Genomic DNA, 2,964 nt, shown 5'->3' on the forward strand with positions numbered 1-2,964 from the left:
GCGCTGGTGACCGCGAGCGCCCGCCAGCTTCTCGCTCCAAGGGCCGCTTTCGCTGCGTCATCGAAATGCACCGCGCAAAAGAGCGGCAATAAAAAGGCTTCGTGTCCCATGGCGGCGAGGCGTGCACAAGTGCGTTCGGCCTTCTCTTTCGGTCGGGTCACGAGAAGGCGCATGGGGTCAGGTCCAGTCTTCGAAGAAGCCGGGGCCCGCGCGTTTCTTCAACTGTTCGCCGGCCCAATGCCCGATTTTCCGTGCTTCCGCGCGCATACCGTCGGTGACGATATCATGCGCCGTTGCGCCGTCCGGCGTCAGGATCATGCCGGAAAAGGAGATCCGTTCGTTGAAACAGCGGGCATAGGCCGCGATCGGCGTGCGGCAGGAGCCGTCGAGGGCGGCGAGAAAGGCGCGTTCGCAGGAGACCGCGATCGCTGTATCCTCATCATTGACCGGCGCGAGCAGGTCGCCGATGCGTTGATCACCGCTGCGCTGTTCGATGCAGATCGCCCCTTGAGCCGGGGCGGGCAGGAAATCGCGCACGCTCAGCACTTCCGTCGCCACATCGTCCATGCCGAGGCGCTTCAGCCCGGCATTGGCGAGAAACGTGCCGTCGACCACGCCGTCGGCCAGCTTCCGCAGCCGCGTCTGCACGGAGCCGCGAAACAGCACCACCTCGATATCCGGTCTCAGGCGGCGAATCAGCGCCTGGCGGCGCAGCGAGGACGAGCCGACGACCGCGCCCTCCGGCAGGTCGGCCAGTTTTTTCACATCCCTGCCGATGAAGGCGTCGCGCGGATCGGCGCGCGGCAGGAAGGTGGAGAGTTCGAGGCCGTCGGGCAGGGTGGTGGGCATATCCTTCGACGAATGGACGGCGAAATCGAGTTCGCCGGAAAGAAGCTGCGCCTCAAGTTCTTCGGTGAAAAGCCCCTTGCCGCCGATCGCCGAGAGCGGCCGGTCGGTGATCCGGTCGCCCTTGGTCGACAGCACCACGATCTCGAACATGTCTTCGGAAAGGCCATGGGCCGCCATCAGCCGGTCGCGTGCTTCATGGGCCTGGGCGAGCGCCAGCGGGCTGCCGCGCGTGCCGATCCTCAAAGGTTTCGTTTGCATCCTGCGTCCACCGTTGTTACCGGGTGTGTCGTAAACCGGATTGCGCGCCGCCGCAAATGTTCGTCTGAGCCCATGAACAAGAAGTCTGTCTTTCTCGGTATCGAATCGAGCTGTGATGAAACCGCCGCCGCCGTCGTCGCGCGCGCTGAGGACGGGGGCGGGGAAATCCTCGCCGATGTCGTGCTGAGCCAGCTCGAAGAACATGCGGCTTTCGGCGGTGTGGTGCCGGAAATTGCCGCCCGCGCCCATGTGGAGGCGATGGACCGGCTGATTGCCGAGGCGCTGGAGCGTGCCGGCGTTTCGCTCGGCGATCTCGACGGCATTGCGGCGACCATCGGGCCGGGGCTGATCGGCGGTCTCATCGTCGGCGCCATGAGCGGCAAGGCGATGGCCTATGCGGCCGGCAAGCCTTTTTACGGCGTCAATCACCTCGAAGGCCATGCGCTGACAGCGCGGCTGACGAACGGCGTCAAATTTCCCTTCCTCATGTTGCTGGTTTCCGGCGGTCATACGCAGATCGTTCTGGTGAAGGGCGTCGGACAGTATGAGCGCTGGGGCACGACTATTGACGACGCGCTGGGCGAGGCCTTCGACAAGACGGCGAAGCTCCTGGGTCTCGGCTACCCCGGCGGCCCGCAGGTGGAGGAAGCGGCGAAAACCGGCGATCCGAAACGCATTGCCCTGCCGCGCCCGATGAAGGGCGAGGCGCGGCTCGATTTCTCCTTTTCCGGCCTGAAGACGGCCGTGCGGCAGGCGGCGCAGAACCTTGCGCCGCTCGGCGAGCAGGATGTTGCCGATCTCTGCGCCGCCTTCCAGTTGGCCGTTGCCGAAACATTGCGCGATCGCGTCGGCCGGTCGCTTGCCCGCTTCAAGGCGGAAGGACTTGCGGCAGAAGACCGCCCGGCGCTGGTTGTCGCCGGCGGCGTTGCCGCCAACAGCGCCATCAGGGCGGTGCTCACATCCTTGTGCGAGCGGGAAGGCTTTGTCTTCGTGGCGCCGCCTTTCAGGCTCTGCACGGATAATGCGGTGATGATCGCCTGGGCCGGACTGGAGCGGGCGGCCGCCGGTTTTCTCGCTGACGGGTTTGACGTTCCCGTGCGCTCGCGCTGGCCGCTCGATGCCAAGGCCAAAGCCCTGATCGGCAGCGGAAGGAAAGGTGCGAAAGCATGAATGAGAAAAAAAGGACCGTCGTCATCGGTTCGGGCGCCTTCGGCACGGCGCTCGCCGCCGTCTTTGCCCATGAGGGCGAGGACGAGGTAACGCTGCTCGGCCGCAATGCCGGGCTGATCGAGGCGATGCGCGAGAGCCGCCGGCATGAGGCCGTACTGCCGGGGATTACCCTGCCTGAGGCGCTGAACTACACGATCGACCCGTCGATCCTCGGCGTGGCCGATACGGTGGTGCTCGCCGTTCCCGCGCAGGCGCAGCGGGCTGCTGCCCTTTATTATGCGCCCTATCTGAACAAGGATGCCGTCATCGTGTCCGCCGCCAAGGGGATCGAGCGGGCGAGCGGGCGGCTGATCACCGATGTGCTGAACGAGGCGTTGCCGCATCACCATGCCGGGGCACTGTCCGGTCCCGGTTTTGCCGTTGATCTGGCGGGCGGCAAGCCGATTGCCATGGCGCTGGCCTTCCGCGACCGCACGCTTGCGCGCGAAACGGCGACGATCCTTTCCGGCCGGACCTTCCGCATCTATGCCTCCGGCGATCCCGTCGGCGTGCAGATCGGCGGCGCGCTGAAAAACGTGCTGGCGATCGCCTGCGGCATTGTCGAGGGCGCGGACCTCGGCGAATCGGCCCGCGCGGCGCTGATTGCGCGCGGCCTTGCGGAAATGTCGCGGCTTGCCGTCGCCATGG

General features: G+C 65.9%; 3 protein-coding genes. 2 read left to right on the top strand and 1 reads right to left on the bottom strand.

What is annotated here, in order from left to right:
• Positions 1 to 177 precede the first annotated feature (177 nt).
• Complete coding sequence (hemC, locus tag AC5DC2_RS22070; RefSeq protein ID WP_491700036.1) at positions 178 to 1,107, bottom strand: hydroxymethylbilane synthase; 930 nt, start codon at positions 1,105 to 1,107, stop codon at positions 178 to 180.
• A 72-nt stretch (positions 1,108 to 1,179) separates the two neighbouring features.
• Between hemC and tsaD the strand changes: the two genes are divergently transcribed.
• Positions 1,180 to 2,277 carry a tRNA (adenosine(37)-N6)-threonylcarbamoyltransferase complex transferase subunit TsaD gene (gene tsaD / locus AC5DC2_RS22075; protein WP_491700037.1) on the top strand — a complete coding sequence of 366 codons (1,098 nt, stop codon included), beginning with the start codon at positions 1,180 to 1,182 and terminating at the stop codon, positions 2,275 to 2,277.
• The coding region (locus AC5DC2_RS22080) for an NAD(P)H-dependent glycerol-3-phosphate dehydrogenase (RefSeq protein WP_491700038.1) at positions 2,274 to 2,964 on the top strand (691 nt) is incomplete at its 3' end. The genes tsaD and AC5DC2_RS22080, both read left to right, overlap by 4 nt.

Source organism: Martelella sp. (genome assembly GCF_984369615.1).

Coding starts and splice junctions, on each gene's coding strand:
- hemC (WP_491700036.1), bottom strand. CDS start 1,107: ATGCAAACGAAACCTTTGAGGATCGGCACGCGCGGCAGCCCGCTGGCG.
- tsaD (WP_491700037.1), top strand. CDS start 1,180: ATGAACAAGAAGTCTGTCTTTCTCGGTATCGAATCGAGCTGTGATGAA.